At 72.8% G+C, this 19,615-nt stretch carries 15 protein-coding genes; 9 read left to right on the forward strand and 6 right to left on the reverse strand.

Translation table 11 applies throughout. The features are described from left to right. The first annotated feature begins 33 nt into the window (after positions 1-33). Positions 34-1,509 carry an AAA family ATPase gene (locus ACFHWT_RS08370; RefSeq protein WP_416594001.1) on the forward strand — a complete coding sequence of 492 codons (1,476 nt, stop codon included), beginning with the start codon at positions 34-36 and terminating at the stop codon, positions 1,507-1,509. Between the two features lie 51 nt (positions 1,510-1,560). Here the strand turns inward: ACFHWT_RS08370 and ACFHWT_RS08375 are convergent, their stop codons facing one another. From ACFHWT_RS08375 to ACFHWT_RS08390, 4 genes are all read right to left on the reverse strand, one after another. Continuing rightward, entirely contained in the window at positions 1,561-2,937 is a 1,377-nt protein-coding gene (locus ACFHWT_RS08375; protein WP_416594002.1) for an FAD-binding oxidoreductase, read from the reverse strand. Continuing rightward, positions 2,913-4,787 (reverse strand): ABC transporter ATP-binding protein, encoded by a 1,875-nt coding sequence (locus ACFHWT_RS08380; RefSeq protein ID WP_416594003.1) that lies wholly within the window; start codon positions 4,785-4,787, stop codon positions 2,913-2,915. The genes ACFHWT_RS08375 and ACFHWT_RS08380 overlap by 25 nt, the downstream gene beginning before the upstream one ends. Positions 4,788-4,802: 15 nt before the next feature. Then, entirely contained in the window at positions 4,803-7,718 is a 2,916-nt protein-coding gene (locus ACFHWT_RS08385) for a type 2 lanthipeptide synthetase LanM family protein (RefSeq protein ID WP_416594051.1), read from the reverse strand. A gap of 130 nt (positions 7,719-7,848) precedes the next feature. Next, positions 7,849-8,064 carry a DUF6229 family protein gene (locus tag ACFHWT_RS08390; protein ID WP_416594004.1) on the reverse strand — a complete coding sequence of 72 codons (216 nt, stop codon included), beginning with the start codon at positions 8,062-8,064 and terminating at the stop codon, positions 7,849-7,851. Positions 8,065-8,209: 145 nt separating this feature from the next. On the opposite strand from ACFHWT_RS08390, the gene ACFHWT_RS08395 reads away from it, so the two are divergent. Further along, positions 8,210-8,998: an AfsR/SARP family transcriptional regulator gene (locus ACFHWT_RS08395; RefSeq protein WP_416594005.1), complete on the forward strand. Its 789-nt coding sequence runs from the start codon at positions 8,210-8,212 to the stop codon at positions 8,996-8,998. On the opposite strand, the gene ACFHWT_RS08400 is transcribed toward ACFHWT_RS08395, so the two are convergent. Beyond that, positions 8,977-9,552: a TetR/AcrR family transcriptional regulator gene (locus ACFHWT_RS08400; protein WP_416594006.1), complete on the reverse strand. Its 576-nt coding sequence runs from the start codon at positions 9,550-9,552 to the stop codon at positions 8,977-8,979. The genes ACFHWT_RS08395 and ACFHWT_RS08400 overlap by 22 nt on opposite strands. A gap of 86 nt (positions 9,553-9,638) precedes the next feature. On the opposite strand from ACFHWT_RS08400, the gene ACFHWT_RS08405 reads away from it, so the two are divergent. The 3 genes from ACFHWT_RS08405 to ACFHWT_RS08415 all read left to right on the forward strand — a co-directional run bounded on the left by ACFHWT_RS08405 (position 9,639) and on the right by ACFHWT_RS08415 (position 12,414). Further along, positions 9,639-10,553, forward strand: coding sequence for an SDR family NAD(P)-dependent oxidoreductase (locus tag ACFHWT_RS08405; protein ID WP_416594007.1), 915 nt, complete (start codon positions 9,639-9,641; stop codon positions 10,551-10,553). A 122-nt stretch (positions 10,554-10,675) separates the two neighbouring features. Next, positions 10,676-11,137, forward strand: coding sequence for a GbsR/MarR family transcriptional regulator (locus ACFHWT_RS08410; protein ID WP_416594008.1), 462 nt, complete (start codon positions 10,676-10,678; stop codon positions 11,135-11,137). Further along, complete coding sequence (locus ACFHWT_RS08415; RefSeq protein WP_416594009.1) at positions 11,134-12,414, forward strand: glycosyltransferase; 1,281 nt, start codon at positions 11,134-11,136, stop codon at positions 12,412-12,414. The genes ACFHWT_RS08410 and ACFHWT_RS08415 overlap by 4 nt, the downstream gene beginning before the upstream one ends. A gap of 21 nt (positions 12,415-12,435) precedes the next feature. On the opposite strand, the gene ACFHWT_RS08420 is transcribed toward ACFHWT_RS08415, so the two are convergent. Further along, entirely contained in the window at positions 12,436-13,059 is a 624-nt protein-coding gene (locus tag ACFHWT_RS08420) for a helix-turn-helix domain-containing protein (RefSeq protein ID WP_416594010.1), read from the reverse strand. A 225-nt stretch (positions 13,060-13,284) separates the two neighbouring features. On the opposite strand from ACFHWT_RS08420, the gene ACFHWT_RS08425 reads away from it, so the two are divergent. From ACFHWT_RS08425 to ACFHWT_RS08440, 4 genes are all read left to right on the forward strand, one after another. Next, positions 13,285-14,673: an amidohydrolase family protein gene (locus ACFHWT_RS08425; protein WP_416594011.1), complete on the forward strand. Its 1,389-nt coding sequence runs from the start codon at positions 13,285-13,287 to the stop codon at positions 14,671-14,673. Next, positions 14,670-15,704 (forward strand): ABC transporter permease, encoded by a 1,035-nt coding sequence (locus ACFHWT_RS08430; protein WP_416594012.1) that lies wholly within the window; start codon positions 14,670-14,672, stop codon positions 15,702-15,704. Before ACFHWT_RS08425 ends, ACFHWT_RS08430 begins: the two co-directional genes overlap by 4 nt. Positions 15,705-15,853: 149 nt before the next feature. After that, positions 15,854-17,032, forward strand: a complete 1,179-nt coding sequence (locus ACFHWT_RS08435) for a substrate-binding domain-containing protein (RefSeq protein WP_416594013.1) — start codon at positions 15,854-15,856, stop codon at positions 17,030-17,032. 5 nt (positions 17,033-17,037) lie between these two features. Then, on the forward strand, positions 17,038-19,575 hold the full coding sequence (locus tag ACFHWT_RS08440; RefSeq protein WP_416594014.1) for an ATP-binding cassette domain-containing protein: 2,538 nt from the start codon (positions 17,038-17,040) through the stop codon (positions 19,573-19,575). Positions 19,576-19,615 lie beyond the last annotated feature (40 nt).

Here is a 19,615-nt window from a genome sequence, read left to right on the forward strand (position 1 = left end):
ACTACACTTACACTAGCGTGACGGGGTGGTGGGGTGGAGAAGCCGGCGGAGATCTTCGACCGTGACGTCGAGTGGGACGAGTTGGTCCGGTTCGCGCGCCTGCCGCAGGGCGGGGCGACGCTGGGAGTGGTCTCCGGTCGTCGTCGTCAGGGCAAGACGTTCCTGCTCGACGCGCTGGTGCGGGTAGCTGGCGGGTTCATGTTCACCGCCACGGAGTCGTCCGAGGCTGACGCGTTGCGCCAGTACGGCGAGGCGCTCGGCGGCTATCTGGGTGAGGCGACGCCGCTGCGGTTCGCGAACTGGGACGAGGCGGTCATCCGGACGATGACGCTCGCCCCTGCCGGGCCGCTTCCGGTGGTGATCGACGAGTTTCCGTTCCTGGCCCGCGTCAGTCCGGCGCTGCCCTCGATCATCCAGCGGGCGCTCGACCCGGCGGGACAGCGGTCGAACACCCAGGTGCGGCTGCTGTTGTGCGGTTCGGCGTTGTCGTTCATGGGCGGGTTGCTGTCCGGCACCGCGCCGCTGCGGGGGCGGGCCGGCCTGGAGTTGGTGGTGCGCACGCTGGACTACTGGGCGGCGGCCCGGTTCTGGGGGATCGCCGATCCGCGCACCGCCCTGCTGGTCAACGCGATCGTCGGCGGCACCCCTGCCTACCGGCACGAGTTCACGCAGGACGACTCGCCGGCCGGACCGGACGATTTCGACGACTGGGTGGTGCGGGCCGTGTTGAACCCGGCCCGCCCGTTGTTCCGGGAGGCCCGCTACCTGTTGGCGGAGGAGCCCGACATCCGCGACCCAGCGTTGTACCACTCGGTGCTGGCGGCGATCGCGGACGGTCGTACCCGCCGAGGTGAGATCGCGAACTTTCTGGGCCGGCAGCCGTCCGACCTGGCCCATCCGCTGGGTGTGCTGGAGGACGTCGGTCTGGTCGTGCGGGAGGAGGACGCGTTCAAGAGCAACCGGGGCGTCTACCGGATCGCCGAGCCACTGCTCGTCTTCTACCACGCCGTGATGCGGCCGGCCTGGGGCGACCTGGAGCGTGTGGGTCGGTCGCGGCAGGTCTGGCCCCGGCTGCGACGCACCTTCCTGAGCAAGGTCGTCGGCCCGCACTTCGAAACGATCTGCCGCGAATGGACCCGGTGGGAAGCCGATCCGGACGTTCTCGGCGGCTTTCCGACCCGGGTCGCGGCCGGTGTCGTCAACGACCCCGCCGCACGCACGCAGCATGAGGTGGACGTGGCGGTCTTCGGCCGCGACGAGCAGGGCCGTGAGGAACTCCTCGCGATCGGCGAGGCCAAGTGGCAGGAGGCCGTCGGGACCGGCCACCTGCAACGCCTGGCGCACATCCGTAGCCTGTTGCGTGGCCGCGACAGCGTCCGGGCCGACCGGTGCCGGCTGCTGCTGTTCAGCGGCGGTGGCTTCGCCGACGACCTCCGAGCCGTGGCGGCCACGGACCCCAGCGTCCAGCTTGTCGACCTGGACCGCTTGTACGCCGCGAACCGACCCTGAGCTGCGGCCTGCACCCAGCACCCTCGGCGGGGACCGCCGGCAGGACCCCCCTCATCCGTGCGTGAAGACGGCGTCGGGGTCGTAGCGGGTCACGGTCCGACGGAGCCGGTCGAGGTTGGTGCCGTGGTAGGCCGGGTCCAGCGGGGACCGGCCGGGCTCCGGATAGTTCGGGTAGATCAGGCCCGACCCCCACGGGTGGGCGAGCGCCCAGGACCGGTCCACCCAGCGGAGGGTGTCGCGCCGGACGGCGTCGGTGGTACGGCGGACCGCGTAGCCGGTGTGCCGGAGGATGAACCGGGCCCGGCGGTGCACGAACGCCGTCGCGTGCGGGGCGACTCGTCCGTACGCGCCACCCCACGGGATGAACTCCAGCTCGCGGGACTGGCCGGCGGCCCGGTCGGTCACCAGGTGCTGGACCAGCGCCGCGACCGCCTCCGGCGGCAGCGTCCGGTCGAAGAACTCCGAGCGGACCAGCCGCCGGCCCGCCGACGTGCCCCACGGCGGTCCGGTCACCTCCAGATCGTCGGGGCTCTCCGGGTAGCTCACCGCCGCCGCTGCCGCCGCCGGCAGCTCACGGATCTCGACGTGCTCCGGGTCCGGGGCGAACCGGTCCAGGAAACCGGTGCCGGCGCCGACGCTCATCCCGAACACGGCTACGTGCGGCTCGTCGGCCGGGTCGTACGGGCCGACCAGCACCGCCCCGCAGTTGATCTCGTCGGGTGCCTCCGGTGCCCAGCCCAGCCAGGTGCCGATGACGTCCACCGCGTGCCGCACCGGCCAGCGGCATTCGAAGAACGTCGCCGGCACCGCCGGCCGGGCGCGCAGCACGAACGCGGTGACCACGCCGAGCAGGCCACCGCCGGCACCGCGCAACGCCCAGAACAGGTCCGGTTCGCGGTCGGCGTCGCACCACACGGTACGGCCGTCGGCGAGCACCACCTCGGCGGCGACCAGATGGTCGCTGCCCAGGCCGTACAGTCGGCTGAGGCTGCCGTACCCTCCGCCGAGCACGGCACCGCCGAGTCCCACGTCCGGGCACCAGCCGGCCGAGACGGTCCGCCCGTCGGTGGCCAGCCGCCGCCGCAGTTCGCGCATCCGCAGCCCGGGGCCGGCGGTGACCAGGTCGCCGTCGCGCCGCAGCTGCCGCAGCCCGCCGACGTCCAGCAGCAGCCCGTCGGTGCTGCACCGGTCGGCGAAGCTGTGCCCGCCGCTGCGTACCGCCACGTCGAGCCGGTGGGCGCGGGCGAACGCCAGCCCGGCCCGGACGTCAGCGGCGGTCACCGCCCGCACCACGACCTGCGGCAGCCGCTCGTCGAGCTGGGCGAGGAACGGCAGCCGGCAGTCGACGTACTCCGGATCCTGCGGTGTCGACAGTGTGCCGGTCAGCTCGTCGGCGAGCCGGCTCAGCGGGGCTGCAGCGATAGCCATGGGTCCTGCGCCATCCGGGCCTGCAGGGTGGACAGTTCGGCGTACCGGCCGCCCGACGCGATCAGCTCCTGATGGCTGCCCTGTTCGACGATCTCGCCGTTGTGCATCAGGTAGATCCGGTCGCAGTTGCGCACGCTGGCCAACCGGTGGGTGATCAGCACGACGGTGCGGCCGGCGGCGAGCCGGCGCAGCGCCTCGTAGACGGCGTACTCGGCGCGGGCGTCCAGCGGCGCGGTCGGCTCGTCCCAGATCAGCACCGGCGCGTCGCGGAACAGGCCCCGGGCCACCGCGAGCCGCTGCCACTGGCCGCCGGACAGGTCGACGCCGCCGGTGAACGCGGTGGTCAGCAGCGTGTCCCAGCCCTGCGGCAGCGGGTCGACCACCTCGTCGGCGAGTGCCTGGCGGGCGGCCCGACGCAGCGCCTCGTCGTGCGCGTCGGCCCGGTCGAACCGGCCCATTCGCACGTTGAGCCGGGCCGAGTCTGGCCAGCGGACCGGGTCCTGCAGCACCATCATCACCCGGTCGGCGACGCTGTCCGGGTGCAGCGTGGCCAGGTCGGTGCCGTCCCAGGCCACCGACCCGGCGGTCGGCCGGTACAGCCCGGCGATGATCTTCGCGAGGGTGGTCTTGCCGGAGCCGTTCTCGCCGACCAGCGCCACCGTCTGTCCGGCGTGCAGGGTCAGGTCCACCCCGTGCAGCACCGGCGCCGAGCCGGGGTAGTGGAAGCCGACGTCGCGCAACTCGATCCGCTGCGGTGCGGCGGGTGCCGCCGGCCCGGCCGACGCCCGGGTGCGGGTGTCCGCGTCGGCGAGGAACGCGTGGAAGTCGGCCACGTACAGGCCCTGCTCGAACAGCTGGTCGGCGGTGCGGACCAGGCGGGCCAGCGCCGCCACGGCGGTCCGGGTGGCGATCAGCGCCGTGCCGGCGACCGCGAGCGGGATCCATCCGGCGTCGAGCAGCAGCCACAACGCCGCGAACACGCCGCCGAGGGCGACACCGGCCAGGGCACGACCCCGCGCCCGCGCCCGCACCTGCGCCGACGCGACCGCGATCTCCTCGTCGCGGACCAGGTCGGCCGCCTGCCGGTACCGGGCCAGCACACTGTCCTGGGCCTGGGTGGCCCGCACCTCGGCGGCCGGTTCCCGCTCGGTCGCCAGGTCGGTCACCATCGCCACCCGGCGGTTCAGCGCGACCAGCCGGGCGTTGCTCGCGTATCCGAGCCGGGCAGCCCGCAGCGCCGCCCATCCGTCCGGCAGTACGGTGACCAGCAGGATCGGCAGCAGCACCGGGTGCAGCACGGTCAGGCTGACCGCCGCCGCCGTGACGGCCAGCAGCGCGCCGATCGCCTCGACCAGGTTGTCGACGATCCGCTGCAGGTAGAGCAGCCCTCGGTCGCGGGCCCGGAACATCCGGTCGAGGAACCGGGGATCGTCGAACGCGGTCAGCTCCACCGACAGCCCGGCGGCGACGAGCCGCTCGTCGGCGAGGCGACGCACCGCCGGGGCGATCCGCGCCTGGGCCAGGGTGGCGGCGATCTCCAGGCCGGCCCGGGTGGCGAAGGCCAGCACCACGAGGGCGATCGCGGGCGCGGCCGACGCCAGCCGGGTCCCGGTCGGCCCGGCCGCGAACAACCGTTCCAGCACCCCGGCCGTGGCGACCAGGCCGTACGTGGTGGCGACCCCGGCGACGAGGTGCAGGACCAGGACGGTCACGGCCGCCCGTGGGGCCGCCTGCCGGATCAGCCGCAGGGCGGGGCCGAGCGCGGCTGGTAGCCCTCGGATGACCTGCCACGGACCCAGCTCGTCGGTCGGGGTCTCCAACCGCCAGTACGGTGCGGTCACGTCGGACATCGCGGCGTGCCCGCCCTACGCCAGCCGGCCCGGCGGACCGGGATCGGGCAGCAGCACCGACGGCAGCGGACACTGTGGATGCATCCGCAGTAGCTGGTAGCCGATGCCGGCGATGCCGTGCAGCAGACCGGGCCGGAACGCGTCCCGGTTGGGGCCGGCGACCGCCCCGAACTCCTCGATCCCGGTCACCACCCGGGCGTCGAGCTCGTCCGGATCCACCTCCGGTGGGGCCACCCCGGCGGCCATCGCGGTGCGCAGCAGCTCCCAGGTGCCGAGCTCGCCGTGGCAGATGGTGTGGTTCGCGCCCATGCCCGCCGGCCAGCTCGCCGCCGCGGCCCGGCGCAGCACGTCGGTCCACTGGTCACGGGCCGGCGCGTCGGGGGCGCGGCGCAGCTGGTCGGCGGCGGCGATGCCGATGCCGACCGATCCGTGGCACCACGCCGCCGCGTCGGTCGGCCGTTCCGGTTTGCGCATGTCCAGCCAGCCCGGTAGCGCCGGATCGTAGAGCGACTCCTCGTAGCGGAACGCCGCAGCCGCCAGGTCGTGGCAGTCGTCGAGGTGGGACAGTGCCCACCCGATGCCGGTGGCGCCGTGTGACACCCCGCCCAGGCCGTCGGTGGCGAACGGACCCGGCCACCACGCCGCCGCCGGGGACGCCTGGGCGGCGTCGGCGGCCGCGCTGTCGGGGCTCGCGCTGTCGGTAGTCGCGCCGGTCGGGCGGGCGGCGGCCCGCAGATGGGCGCCGATCGTGCCGGCGGTGCCGACCCACCGGGCGTCGCCGTCGAGCTCGGCCAACCGCAGCAGCGGCACGACCGCCCCGGCCGAGCCGCGCAGCAGGTCGTACGAATCGTCGGCCGCCACCGCCGCCGGCATCAGCGCGGCGAGCGCCCGCGCCCGGCGCAACGCCTCGTCGACCACCGATTCGCCGGCTGCCGCAGCGGCGGGCACCGGGCCGTCGCCGATGAGCTTGCGCAGCAGCAGCCAGGCCCAGATCCGGGCACCGAGCCCGAGGTAACCGCCGGCCGGCTCAGGTCGGATCGGGACACCGGTGACCCGGTCGGCCTCGGCCCTGTCCTCGGCGGCGCGCATGCTGGCCAGCACAGCGTCGAGCAGCTCGCCGGCGCCGTCCACCGGGTCGGCCCGCCCCGCCGACACCTCATGCCGGTAGGCCGCCAGCAGCACCGCGATTCCGGCGGTGCCGAGGTACATGTCGGTGGTCAACGGCTGCACGGCCCAGCCGGAACCGGCGGTGATCACCGGCGCGATCCAGGTGGCAGTCCCGTCCGCGCCCCGCACGGCGGTGTCGAGCAGCGTACGGACGACGTCCGCGGCGAGCGCCCGCCGTCGACGGTCCAGGTTCTCCGGCCGCACCAGCCGGGGGACCAGCGGTGGGCCGGGCGGCGCGGGTGGCGCCTCGCTCAGATAGGCGCTGATCAGTGTGGACCGCAGCACCTGGCGGTCCAGCTCCTGGTCGGCCTGGCGCCAGCGGCGCAGCGCGTCACCGATGAGCTGGGTGCTCGCCGGCATGGTGAACATCGGGATGTCCCCGACGAGCAGGTCGGCTACCTCGGCCGCGACGACCTCCGGTTCGTCGGGTGCGGCGGCGGCGCGCTGCCCGTGTCGGGTCAACAGGTCGGCGACCGTGGCCCGGGCCGTCGGCTCGTCGTGCAGCGACGCCGGGTGCCACAGCATCCGGGCCAGTTCGGCGTACGTCTCGGTGTCGCGGCGGACGAACCGTACCTCGCCGCCGACGAACCCGGTGAGCATCGGGTCGAGCCGGCCGCGCCGGTCCATCTGCCGCAGCCGGTCGGTCAGCTCGTCGAAGGCGTCGCAGACGTCACCCCAGAACCGGGCCAGGACCGGCTCGGCACTCGGCTGGTTGGCGGCCTCGGGGGCGTCGAGGTCGGCGTAGCCGAGGCGGACCTGGTCGGTTCCCTCGTCGACCAGCACCGGCACGGACACCGTCGGCTGCTCGCCCTTGAGACCGCCGGCACCGGACGGGTCCAGTCCGCGCCAGGCCAGTGCCACGCCCCGGCCGGGGAGCAGCCCGGTGCCCAGCACCGAGGAGCCGAGCGCGCGGGCGGCCCGGTCGGTGGCCAGCCCGTACCCGGACGGCAGCAGCGGCGGCTGCGGGGTGAACAGGGTCTCGCAGTCGACGACGACCGGCACCGGTCCGGCCGCGATGAGGTTCTCCGCGTGCAGGTCGCTGCCGCCGAGCATCCGCATGATCGCGGTCCACTGGCCAAGTCCATGGTAGAACGTGTGCAGATCGTCGTCGTCGGCGCAGTATCGGTGGGCGACGTGGGCGGCCCAGCCGTACCCGTCGCGGAGCAGGACCGTCGGCACCCGGATCCGGGTGGCCGCCGGCTCGTCGGGCAGCAGCCGGTCGACGAGCCCGGCCAGTGCCGCGTCGACATGCAGGGACCGTGGCTTGTAGACCACCGGGCCGGCGGCGCAGCGGACCACCGCCACGGTCTGACCGCCGCGGTGCGTGTCGCCGGAGCCGAACTCGACGCCGAGCAGCGTGGCGTCACCCGGTGGCAGCACCGTGGGCTGCAGGTCGGCCCGGTTGGCCGCGAACCGGTACGCGAAGGACGTCACCGCCCGGCGGCCGTTGGCCAGCACCGTGCCCACCCGCTGCCGCAGGGTCGGGAAGCGGGTGTCCAGCGACGGCCAGAACCCGTCGGTGGTGGCCAGCTCCAGCCAGTGCTCCCACCGGGCACGCGGGTCGGGCCCGACCAAGCGACCGCTGATCCGTGCGGCGTGCACGTCCAGCACCAGCGCGCGGGTCACTTTCGGCCGTACCGTGTCACGCCACGCCCGGGTGGCGGCGGCGACGATCACCGCCTGCTCACCGGCGTTCAGGTCGGTGATGTCCCTGAGCTGGACCGCCAGTCGCTCGGCTTCCGGCACGATCAGGCGGTCCAGCACAGGGTCGAAGGCCGCTGCCGTCCGGCCCGGTACCACCGCTGCCGTCGGGTCGACCGGGCGATCCTGGCCCGCCGTCGTGGTGGCGGATTCGCTCGTCGCCGGCGGCGCCGTGGTATCGGTCACGGTCGGTTCAGCAGCACTGAACGGGCCGGGAACCGGTGCAGGAACTGCAGTTGGTTCCCGATCCACCGGTGGTCATGGTGATCTCCTGCACGGCGTACTCGCCGCTGGTGAACAGCTGGCCGGCCGGGTTGTCCCAGCCGTCGACCGGCGTGCCGGTCAACCACCGGGTGATGATCTCCTCGGCCAACGCCGGGTCGAGATCGTGCTGTGTGGCGGTCGGCATGATTGCCCTCCTCGGTGATCGAATGTATGTCTGATTGTTCGGGGGCGCCCTTGCCAGCTGCTTCCGCGACGCTTCCCGCACGCTTCCCGCACTCCCGCCGCGCAACTACCGTGGGTGTCGGGGTCCTATGCCACCGGGAGTTGGGTTGGAAGTTCGGGTCCTGGGGCCGGTCGAGGTCCTTATCGGAGGCACGCCGGTTCGCCTTGCCAAACGTCAGCACCGGCTGATCCTGGGAGTTCTGGGCATCGAGGCCAATCACAACGTCTCAAGTGAACGGCTGATCGAGCTGTTGTGGCCGGCCCGACCGCCGGCCCGACCGCGGGCTGTTCTGCATAGTCGGCTGTCGGAGCTGAGGGCGCTGCTGCGAGCGACCGGTGACGACCCGGAGCATCAGCCGATCATCACCGGTGACGACGGGTACGTGCTGCGAGTACCCGAACGGGCGGTTGACGCCCACCGGTTCCGGGAGCTGGTCGGCGAGGCCCGGGGGAGTGCTTCCGACCTGCGGGCGCGCGACGTGCTGCGGCAGGCCCTGGGACTGTGGCGGGGGCCGGTCCTCGGCGGTTGGTCGCCCGGCGGACCGGCGGGTGCGCTGCTGAGCAGCCTGGAGGCGGCCCGGTTGACCGCGGTCGAGGACCTCTACGAGGCCGAGCTGCGGTTGGGCAATCATCGGGTGGTCGCCGACGAGTTGGTGGTGCTGTCGGCGGAACATCCAGCCCGGGACCGGCTGACGGCGGCGGTGATGCTGGCGCTGCACCGGGCCGGGCGGAGCGCCGAGGCGGTGCGCGTCTATCACCAGCGTCGGGTCTGGCTCTCCACCGAGCTGGGTGTCGACCCGGCGCCGGCGCTGCAGCAGCTCCACGTCGCCGTGTTGCGCCACGATCCTGCCTTGGAGCAGAGGTCACGCCCGGGTCAGCTCGACTGCCCTGCCTGACCCAGCACCCGGAGCAGGTCCTCGACCAGGTCCTCGGCGCTGGCCCGGCCCTTTCCGTCGGTCGCCAGATGGCCGGTGATGGACAGGTCGGCGGCGCCGTGCGCCAGCGCGCGGACCAGGGCGGCGGCCCGCTCCGGGTCGCCGGCGGGCAGGGCTGCGGCGGCCTGGGCCTCGGCGGTCAGCTCGACGAGTCGCCGCCAGGTGGCGCCGGCCCGCTCGTGCAGGTCCGCTGAGGCGTTCATCGACCACCCGTAGACCAGCGCGAACCGACGGGGATGCCGCTGCGCCCAACGTACGTATTCGAGCAGGACCCGCCGCAGCAGCGCGGCGGCCTCGGCCCGTGGCGTCGGTGTCTCCGTCATGAGCCGGTCGAGCCGGTCGAATTCCTGGATGGCTACGGCCTCCAACAGCGCCTGCTTGTCGGTGAAGTGCTTGTACGGCGCGTTGTGCGACACGCCGGCCCGACGCCCGACCTCCCGGAGAGTGACCCGCTCGGGGCCGCCCTCGTCGAGTAGTGCGGTCGCTGCGGCGAGCAGGTCGTCCCGGGTGCTCATTGCCTGATCCTAGATTAGGTTGACGCTGTCAACCTGGAAGACGTAGGGTCAGGTTGACAGCGTCAACCCATGGAGGATTCATTCTGATGAGGACCGTCGTCATTACCGGGGCAACCACCGGCCTCGGACTGCGCGTTGCTGGGCGGCTCGCCGCCCAGGGCTGGCACGTTGTGCTCGGCTACCGGGCGGAAAGCCGGGGAGAAGCGGCGGCCCGGCAGATCCGTCGCCGGACCCCCGCTGCGAGCCTCGAACCGCTCCGGATCGACCTGGCCGACCTGCGCTCGGTCGCGGACGCGGCCGGGGAACTGCGCCGCTCCGGGCAGCGTCCGCCGCTGCACGCCATCGTCGGCAACGCCGGCGTTCAGATCATCGACGGGGTACGCCGGTCCGTCGACGGCTACGAGCTCACCTTCGCCACCAACCACCTCGGTCACCACCTCCTCGTCACCGGGCTGCTCGACGACCTGGCCGCCGGGGCCCGGATCGCGATCGTCAGCAGCGGCACCCACTGGCGGGAGAAGAGCATGGGTTTCCCGGAGCCGCGCTGGACGAGTGCCCGCGAGCTCGCCGACCCGTCCGACGCCGACGTGACACCGACGGCGGGACGGGTCCGCTACTCCACCTCGAAACTGGCGAACATCTACTTCGTCTACGAGCTCGCCCGCCGACTGGACGGACGGCCGATCAGCGTCAACGCGTACGACCCGGGGCTGATGCCCGACACCAGCCTCTCCCGCGACTACCCGACGCTCGTCCGGACCGGCTTTCGGATGGCCGCCCCACTGATCAGCGCGCTGCTGCCCGGTGCCCGCAGCTCCCGGGCCTCCGCCCGGCACCTGGCCGACCTGGTCGCCGACGCCCGGTTCGACGGCACCACCGGCGCCTACCTGGAGGGCCCGGAGATCGCCCGGTCATCACCCGAGTCGTACGACGTCGCCCGGGCACGGCAGCTCTGGGTTGACAGCGAGGGGCTGATCGACCAGGCACTCGCCCGCCGCTGAGTCGGGTGGGACCGGTGCGGAGCGCGTCACCAGTGGCCATGTTACCGTTGACGTTCGGGAAGTCCTGAACGTTCGTGATAACAAGGTCTTTCGGGGCCGGCTCGGTGGCGAAGGAGATGCGCGTGGACCCGGACGCCGGGCGGCGGTACGCCGAGGAGGTCGGTGTCGCCCTCGCTCAGATGGGCACCACCCCTGCCTTCGGCAAGCTGCTCGGCTGGCTGCTGATCTGCGACCCGCCGGGCCAGACCACCGCGCAACTGTGCCAGGCGGTCGGGCTGTCCAAGGCCTCGGTCTCGGCCGGCATGCGGGCCTTGGAGCAGTCCGGCATGGTGCGTCGGGTGCCGACCAGCGGCCGGGGCCATGCGTACGAGATGCACCCGGACGCCTTCGCCCGGGCGATCGACCCCACGGACAAGATGCGTATCTTCATCGACCTGATGCAGCGCGGCATCGATCTCGTCGGTGACGCGGACGCCCCCGAGGCGAACCGGCTCCGGCACACCCGCGACTTCTACACGTTCATGATCGAACGGACGCCCGCGCTGATGGAGGAGTTCCGGCGGCAGACCACAAGGGACGTGTGACGGTGCGAGTCCTGATCGTCACCGTCGGGTCACGCGGTGACGTGCAGCCGTACCTGGCGCTCGGCACCGGGCTCCAGGCGGCCGGCCATGACGTCACCCTGGCGACCTGCGCCAGGTTCCGGTCCTTCGTCACCGATCACGGCCTGGCGTACGGCCACCTCGGCGACGAGATCCTGCAACTGCTCGACTCGGCGGCGGGCCGTGCCGCGATGGAGGACACCACCGGACTTCTCGGCTCGATCAAGACCAACATCAGACTGGCCCGGCAGGCCAACCCGATCAACCGGGGGCTGCTGGCCGACGTCTGGCAGGCGGCCCGCCAGGCCGACCCGGAGGTGATCGTCTACCACCCCAAGGCGTTGGCCGGCCCGCACGTCGCCGAGAGACTCGGCGTGCCGGCGGTGCAGGCGGTGGCCGTACCGATGTCCGTGGCGACCGGCGACTTTCCGTTGATCGGCATGCCCGCGCTGCCGCTCGGCCGTGCGTACAACCGGTTCACCTACCGTGCCGCCGGCGCCGGCTACCGGATGTACGACGGAATGGTCAACACCTTCCGGCAGGAGACGTTGGGGCTGACCAGGACCAGGGGCGCGGCCCTGGCCACCCGGCTGCCCGACGGGCGGCCGATCCCGGTGCTGCACGCCGTCAGCGGCCACGTCCTGCCGCGCCCCGCCGACTGGCCGGGGCACGCCCACCTCACCGGGTACTGGTTCCTCGACGGTGCCACCGACTGGCAGCCGCCGGCCGAACTGGTCGACTTCCTCGATGCCGGCGACCCACCGGTGTACGTCGGCTTCGGCAGCATGGCCGGGCGGGACCCGCAGCGCCTCACCCGCGCCGTCGGGGAAGCGTTGCGCCTGGCCGGCGTACGCGGCATCATCGCCACCGGCTGGGGCGGACTGGACGCGGCTGGCCTGCCGGACAATGTCCTGCCCATCGCGCAGGCTCCGCACGACTGGTTGTTCCCCCGGGTGTCCGCCGTGGTGCACCACGGCGGGGCCGGCACCACCGCCGCCGCCCTGCGCGCCGGCCGACCGTCGGTGATCTGTCCGTTCATCCTGGACCAGTTCTTCTGGGGTCGGCGAGTCGCGGCGCTCGGCGCGGGCAGCGCCCCGGTGCCGCAGTCCACACTCACCGCGCAGCGGCTCGCCGCCGCGATCCGCCAGGTCACCACCGACGCCGACGTCCAGGACGCGGCGGCCGGGTTGGGGCGGCGCGTCACGGCCGAGGACGGCGTCGCGAGCGCGGTGGCACGGATCGAAGCCGCAGCGGCGTGACCGACCCCGGGTCGTCGACGTTCACGGTCCCGAGTCGGGTTTGGGGCGCACGATGAACCAGATCGCGTGCACGTCCCGGTCGCTGCGGTTCTCCAGCAGATGCGGGCGGGACGAGTCGAACACCATGCTGTCCCCGGGGCCGAGCACGACCTCCTGGAAGCCGACCTGGCAGGTCAGCTCACCGTCCATGATGTAGGCGTGCTCGTGGCCGGTGTGCCGCTGGAACCGGCCGGACACACTGGACTTCGCACCGGGCGGGTAGGTGACCCGCAGGAACTCGGTGCCGGACCCGGTCGCCGGGCCGAGCTGTTCCCAGACGACGCCGCTGTCCATTTCGATCCGCCGACCCTGGTCACGGCGCACGATCGCCACCTCGGCGTCCAGCCGGGCCTCGATGGTGGCGGCGGCGGGGACCGGTGCCGAGCCATTCGGCGACGGCGGGGTGTCGAACAGGTCGACCATCGACATGTCGAGGGCTTCGACGATGGCGTACAGCGTGCTCACCGAGGAGCGGGACCGGCCCGTCTCCACCAGTGAGAGCATGCTCGCCGAGACGCCGACCTTCTTGGCGAGCGCCCGCAGCGACATACCGCGTGCCTGGCGGGCGGCGCGGATCCGCCCACCCAGGTCTTCCGCCTCAGACAATGTCAAGCCACCCCAAACAGCCCAATCAGTCGATCTCTGTGAATCTACCCGATCACGCCCGGTGTCGGCTAGCTGATGCCGGGGTTTCGGTGAGTGTTGCTGAACGAAGTGTTGACTGAGGCTTGACACTGGCGTGGTGTGCATCTCATCCTGGGCAGACACATTTCCTGGACGAGTCACCTGAGTTTCAAGACGTTCACGTAGTTCGACGAAGGGACGGCACCGATGACAGGCAACGTCCTGCTCGCGGGAGGAATAGTTGTCACGTGCGCCGGGCCAGACGAGGTGCTCTGGCCGGCGGACGTACTGATCGACAACGGGGTGATCACGGCCATCGGCCGTGACCTGCCCGCCGGCGACGCGCAGCGGGTGGACGTGTCCGGGCGCATCGTCATGCCCGGTCTGGTCGACACCCACCGGCACACCTGGCAGGCGGTGGTCCGCAACATCGCCTCGGACTGGACCCTGGACCAGTACCTGGCCGGCCTGCACGTCGGGCTGAGTCGCTACTTCCGGCCCGAGGACACCTACGCCGGTACGCTGATCGGCGCGCTGGAAGCGCTCGACGCCGGCATCACCACCCTGCTCGACTGGTCACACAACCTGTTCACCCCCGACCACGCGGACGCCGCCGTCGACGCCCTCACCGACGCCGGACTGCGCGCCGTGTTCGCCCACGGCGGGGGCGCGCAGCAGTGGGGCGGGGAGATGCCCTCACCGGTGCCGCACCCCGAGGCCGACGTACGTCGGCTGCGCGCCGGCCGGTTCGCCGACAACACCGGCCTGGTCACCATGGGGCTGGCGCTGCGCGGACCGCAGTTCAGCACCCTGGAGGTCACCAGGGGCGACTTCCAGCTCGCCCGCGAACTGGACCTGCGGGTGTCGGTGCACGTCGGCGACGGACACTGGGGCAAGATCAAACCGATCCACCAGATGAACGGCGAAGGCCTGCTCAGCGACCAGGTCACCTACGTGCACTGCAACACGCTCGCCGACGACGAGCTGCGCCTGATCGCCGACACCGGCGGCACCGCGTCGATCGCCCCCGACGTGGAGATGCAGATGGGGCACGGCTGGCCGGCCACCGGGCGGCTGCTCGACCTCGGCGTACGGCCGTCGCTGTCGGTCGACGTGTGCAGCTCCATCGGCGGCGACATGTTCACCACCATGCGTACCGCCCTCGCCGTGCAGCGGGCCACCGACAACAGTGCCGCGGTCGCGGCCGGCGAGGCCCCCGAGCGGGTCCGGCTGTCCTGCGCCGACGTGCTGCGCTTCGCCACCATCGAAGGCGCGCGGGCCAACGGGCTGGACGCGGTCACCGGCTCGCTGGAGGTCGGCAAGGCGGCGGACATCGTGATCCTGGCCGGCGACTCGCTCGCCACCATGCCGATGAACAACCCGGTCGCCTCCATCGTCTACGCCGCCCACCCCGGAATGGTCCGCGACGTGCTGGTGGCCGGCCGGTTCGTCAAGCGCGACGGCAAACTCGTCGGGGTGGACCTCGACCGGCTGCGCGGTCTGGCCGAAGCCTCCCGCGACCACGTCATCTCCTCGCTCGACGGCGCGGCGATCGGCGGCGGCTGGCAGCCCGACCCGAAGCTGCTGCTGGCATGAGCATCCAGACCGTGGCGGGCGCGCCGCCGACACCGACGACACGGGCCGTGCGGCTGGCCGACCCGCTGCGGGTGCAACTCGCCGGCTGGCCCGCGAGCCGCGCCCTGGCTGCGGTCGTGGTGCTCTTCGCCGCCAGCGCGATCATCTCGCCGGCCAGTGTCGGCAGCACGGCGCTGCTGGCCATGCTGCCGTTCGCCGCGCTGACCATGGTGGTCTCGCTCGGCCAGACCCTGGTCGTGCAGCAGGCCGGCCTCGACCTCTCGGTGGCCGGCGGTATCGCCCTCGGCGCGCTCGTCGTCGCCCGCTACGGCGGCGCGGACGCTCTCGGGCTCGCCCCGGCGATCGGGCTGGCGCTGCTCGTCGCGGCGGTCGCCGGACTGGCCAGCGGGCTCGTGGTGACCTACCTGGGGCTGCCCGCCCTGGTCGTAACCCTCGCGATGAACGCGGTGCTGCTCGGCTTCGTGCAGTACCTGTCCGGCGGCTACAGCGCCCAGGTCGCCGAGTCGTTCGCCAGCTTCGCGGTGGGCCGTACCCTCGGCCTGCCCAACCTGCTCTACCTGGCGGTGGCGCTGGTCGCCGTCGCCCAACTCGTGCTCAAGACCACCGTGATCGGCCGCCGGTTCGAGCTGGTCGGCGCGAACCGGCGGGCCGCACACGCGGCCGGCATCAACACCCGGCGCTACACCGTCGCCGCCTATCTGCTGTCCGGGCTGCTCGCCGGGGCCACCGGGGTGCTGCTCGCCGGCTTCCTGCGCACCACCACGCTCAGCGCGGGGGACAGCTACCTGCTGCCGTCGGTGGCCGCCGTCGTGCTCGGCGGCACCGCACTCACCGGCGGCCGGGGCAGCCTCGTCGGCACCGCCCTGGGCGCGCTCTTCCTCGGCCAGCTCAACCAGCTGGTGCAGACGTACAGCCAGACCGCCGCGATCCAGAACATCGTCCAGGCCGTGATCATCGGCGTGGGCGTGGTGGTCCAACTCAGCCTCGCGGCGCGACTGCGCCAACGGGCGATCAGACGTACCAGCGGATAGCGCGACCGGACCAACAGGACAAGCCCAGCCCTTGACGAAACCGACCCCGTCGGCGGTGACCCCCGTCGGCCGGCCCACTGCGGCCATATCCAGATGAATTTTCACTTTATTTCATGATCCTGATCCATCACCAAGTCAGGAGAATCTCGATGACCCGAACGACCAACCTGCGCCGCCACCGGCGGTCCGCAGTCGTCACCCTGTTTGCCACCGCCTGCCTCACCATCGCCGCCTGCTCGTCGACCGCCGCCCCGAACGAGGAGACCGGCACCGACGGCGGCACCGTCGCCATCGGCAACACCGGCCCGCTGTCCGACCTGATCGACATGAGCGACGTCTGCGGCGACGAACCGGTAACCGTCGGCCTGGTCGACGGATTCGGCACCAACTCGTGGTCGCGAATCCTCCGTGCCGAGGTCGAGGACGAGGCAGGCAAGTGCCCGGCGATCGAGGGCGTCGAGTACGCCGCCGGCCGCGGCGACCTGCAGGCCACCCTGTCGGCGATCACCGGCATGACCGCCAAGGGCGTCGACATCCTGCTCGTCGTGCCGTCCGCCGGACCGGGCGCGTCGCACCTGCCGGCGCTCCAGGCCGCCCACGCCGCCGGGGTGGTCGTCGTCCCGATCGCCGCCGACCCCACCGGTACGCCCGGCACCGACTACTTCGACTACGTCGACTGGGACACCCGGCACGACGGCGTGTTGTGGGCACAGTGGATGGCCGACCGGCTGGGTGCCGAGGGCGGCAACGTCGTCCTGCTCGGCGGCCCGGCCGGCAACGCGGTCAGCCAGCAGGAACTCGAAGGCATCAACGAGGTCTTCGCCACCGCCCCGCAGATCAACGTGCTGACCCCGGAGCCGGTCACCACCAACTGGGACCCGGCCATGACCCAGCAGGCGATGGCCGGCCTGCTCGCCAGGTACCCGCAGATCGACGGCGTGATCAGCGACTACGGCACCGCCACGATGGGTGCCATCCGGGCGTTCCAGAGCGCCGGCCGGCCGCTGGTGCCGGTCGCCACCACCGACGACAACGAACTGAGCTGCCTGTTCGACGACGCCAAGGCCGACAACCCGGACTTCGAGCTGGCCACCGTGTCGGCCCGTACCTGGATCGGCCGGGTCGGGCTGCGCAAGGCGCTCGCGCAGATCAACGGTTTGGACAACCAGGAGCCGTCGCTGATCCAGCTCAGCCTGTACGAGGACTCCACCGGAGCCGCCGACGGCGCGGTCACCCCCGTTGATGCCTGCCAGCCGGCGCTGCCGCCGGGCGCCTCACCCTCGTCGCAGCTGTCCGCCGACGACCTCGCCGCGCTGTTCGAGGGCTGACCGCGATGACGACGTCGGTCCGCCACGACACCGTGTTGACCCTGCGCGGGATCGTCAAGACCTATCCGGGCGTACGCGCCCTCGACGGGGTCGACCTGACCGTGCGGGCCGGCGAGGTGCACGCCGTCCTCGGTGAGAACGGGGCCGGAAAGTCCACCCTGGTCGGGGTCGCCGCTGGCGCGGTGGCCCCCGACTCGGGCACCATCACCCTGCTCGGGCGGGAGCACCGGCGGCTGACCCCGGCGCTGGCCCGTGACGACGGTCTGGCGCTGGTCTACCAGACGCCGGTGCTGGTCGGCAGCCTCACCGTCGCCGAGTCGATGCTGATGCTGCTGCCCGAGCGGGTCCGGCCCGGCGTCGACCAGGTGGCCGCCTGGACCCGCCGCCACCTCGACGAACTCGGCCTGCCCATCGACGCCGCCACCCTGGTCGCCGACCTCACCCCACGCCAGGCGCACCTGGTCGAGATCGCCGCCGCGCTCGGCAGCGAGCCGCAGGTGCTCGTCCTCGACGAGCCCACCGAGGCGCTCGGGCCGGACGAGACCGAGTGGCTGTTCGAGCAGGTCCGCCGGCTGGTCGCGGCCGGCGGGGCGGTCGTCTACATCACCCACCGGATCCCGGAGATCCGCCAGATCGCGCAGCGGCTCACCGTGCTGCGTGACGGCCGGGTGGTCGACAGCGGCGACGTCGGGGCACACACCGACGAGGAGATCGTCGAGCTCATCGTCGGGCGCTCGCTGGAGACCACCTTCCCGCCAAAGGCCGACCTGCCCACAGCCGGTCCGACCGCAGCCGGGCAGGCCGACCCCGACCCGCCGCTGCTGACCTTCGACGGTCTCACCGGCACCGGGTTCCGGGACGTCGACGGCGGGGTACGCCGCGGTGAGATCCTCGGCCTCGCCGGGGTCGAGGGCAACGGGCAGCGGCAGTTCCTGCGGGCGCTCGCCGGCCTGGTGCCGGCGAGCGGCCGAGTGGCGGTCGACGGCCGGCCGGTACGGCTGACCGGGCCGGCCGCCGCCGCCCGCCACGGCATCGTCTTCCTCTCCGGCGAACGGCTCGCCGAAGCGATGTTCGGCCAGCTCAGCGTCCGGGAGAACGTGGCCGCGACGCACCTGCCGGCGGTGTCGATCGGCAAGGTGCTGCCCCGGCGGGGCGCGGAGCGGCAGACGGTGGCCGCCGCGGTGACCTCGCTGCGGGTCAAGACAGCCACCCTGGACAGCCCGGTCGGCGCGCTGTCCGGCGGCAACCAGCAGAAGGCGCTGCTGGCCCGGGCGGCGCTCGGCGAGCCCGCCGTACTGCTGGTCGAGGACCCCACCCAGGGCGTCGACGCCGGTGCCCGAGTGGAGATCTACCGGGTGCTGCGCGAGCTGGCCGCGCGCGGCGCCGCCGTGGTGGTGCTGTCCACCGACGCGGTCGAGCTGGAGGGGCTCTGCGACCGGGTGCTGGTCTTCTCCCGGGGCCGGGTGCAGGCCGAACTGGCCGCCGACACGCTCTCCGAACGGCACGTCACCGGTGCCGCCGTGCTCGCCACCGAAGCGGCGGTCGAGCACGGTGCCAACCGGACCCGCCCACCCCGGCGGCGGCTGTTCGGCGGCGAGACGCAGACCCTGGCCGTGCTGGCGATGACCGTCGTCTGCGGAGCGGTCACCGCCGCGTCGTCGCCGGCCTTCCTGAGCCTGATCAGCCTCCAGCAACTGCTGGTCGCCGCGGCGTCGCTGGCCCTGGTCGGCCTCGCCCAACTGGTCGTCGTCCTCACCGGCGGGATCGACCTGTCGGTCGGTTCGACGGTGGCGGTCGCGGTGGTCGCCGTCTCCTTCTTCGCCGACGGCGCACCCGCCGTCTTCGCCGTCGGGATCGTCGCGGCTGTCGTCGCCGGCATCCTGGTCGGCCTGATAAACGGGACCTTGGTGACCGCCGTCGGGCTGCCCCCGGTGGTGGCCACGCTGATCACCGGGATCGGCGTACTCGGGGTGGCGCAACTGCTGCGGCCACTGCCCGGCGGGGCGGCCAGCGGCGCACTGCGGACCCTGCTCGGCACCACGATCGCCGGCGTACCGCTGACCTTCCTCGTCGCGGTCGCCGCCGGCGTCGCCGGGCACCTGCTGCTGCGCCGCTCGCGCCTCGGCCGGGCGCTGCGGGCCACCGGCTCCGACCCGGTGCGGGCCGCGCGGATGGGCGTCGACACCACCCGGACCAAACTCACCGGGTACGCCACCGCCGGCGCGCTGGCCGCGCTCGGCGGGGTGGTGCTGTACGCGCAGACCGGGGTCGGCAACGCCGCCGTCGGCCAGGCGCTGACCCTCGCCTCCGTGGCGGCGGTGGTGCTCGGCGGGGCGAGCATCTTCGGCGGCTCCGGTTCGGCGCTGGCCACCGTCGCCGCCGCCCTGTTCCTGCAGACCGTCACCAGCGCGATCAGTTTCCTGTCGTTCAGCCTCGCCTGGCAGTTCTGGATCCAGGGCGTCCTGGTGGTGGCCGCCGCGTCGGTCCCGCTGCTGCGCAGCCGGCGGCGTCGACGGGCCGTCGTCGCACTCGCCGCCGACTGAGGCCGGCAAACCCGACCGGGGGCCCGCAGACCCGCGTACA

Source organism: Micromonospora sp. LOL_021 (genome assembly GCF_048060215.1).
In the GTDB taxonomy this organism is placed as follows: Bacteria; Actinomycetota; Actinomycetes; order Mycobacteriales; family Micromonosporaceae; genus Micromonospora_E.